1 protein-coding gene is annotated in these 920 nt (G+C 56.7%); it reads left to right on the top strand.

The features are described from left to right. Positions 1–920 (top strand): autotransporter-associated beta strand repeat-containing protein (locus tag PsAD46_RS04420; protein ID WP_193776911.1); only part of this gene is annotated, 920 nt, incomplete at both ends.

Genomic DNA, 920 nt, shown 5'->3' with positions numbered 1-920 from the left:
CGCAACTAACTCTACAGTTGGTGTGTATGGGACCGGAACGCTGACCATCTCCGATGGCGGCAGGGTTACCAATGGTCTGAGCAGTGTTATCGGTGGGGCTGACGCCACAGGTGCCGTGACTGTGACGGATGACGGATCCGTCTGGGAATCAGGCCCTCTTTTGGTCGGCCAGTATGGTGCCGGCTCCCTAAAAATAGAGAATGGCGGCAAGGTTACTTCTGATAGCACCACCATTGGCTTCAACCGCGCCAGCTTCAGTGGGGCCAGTTCGGGTATTGTTACAGTGACGGGCGAAGGCTCCGCTTGGGAAAGCAGTGACCGTATTAAAGTCGGAGATAGAGCGCCCGGGACGCTGACGATAGCAGATGGCGCTATCGTGGATGTAGATGGTGATGTCGTGCTGGCCGTCGACACTGTTTCACAAGGCACACTCAATATCGGCGCCGCGGCAGGTGAGACGGCTGTGAAGGCAGGCACCCTTGATACAGAGGCAGTGATATTTGGCGAGGGTACCGGGGTGATCAACTTCAACCACACGGATACCGACTACACGTTCTCGACTGCCGTTAACGGGAATGGCAGTGTTAATCAGCTTGCTGGCACCACCATCCTGACCGGCATCAACACCTATACCGGCGGCACCACCGTTTCGGGAGGAAGGCTGGTTGTTAATGGCTCCATTGGTGATGTTACAGTCAACGGCGGTAGCCTTGGTGGGTCAGGCACGATTGGCGGATCGGTGTCCGTTGCAAGCGGAACGATTGCAGCGGGTAACAGTCCGGGTAGGCTGACGATTGGCGGTGACCTTAATCTGACCTCCGCATCCGTTCTGGATTTTGAGCTTGGATCTCCGTCTGGCACAGCGGGTGTAGACAGTGACCTCATCACTGTTGGCGGTGATCTGACGCTGGATGGATCGC

It is taken from the genome of Pseudovibrio sp. Ad46 (assembly GCF_001623065.1).
Lineage (GTDB): Bacteria > Pseudomonadota > Alphaproteobacteria > Rhizobiales > Stappiaceae > Pseudovibrio.
The sequence above is the reverse complement of the archived record's forward strand: the minus strand, read 5'-3'. Positions and strand labels throughout refer to the sequence as shown.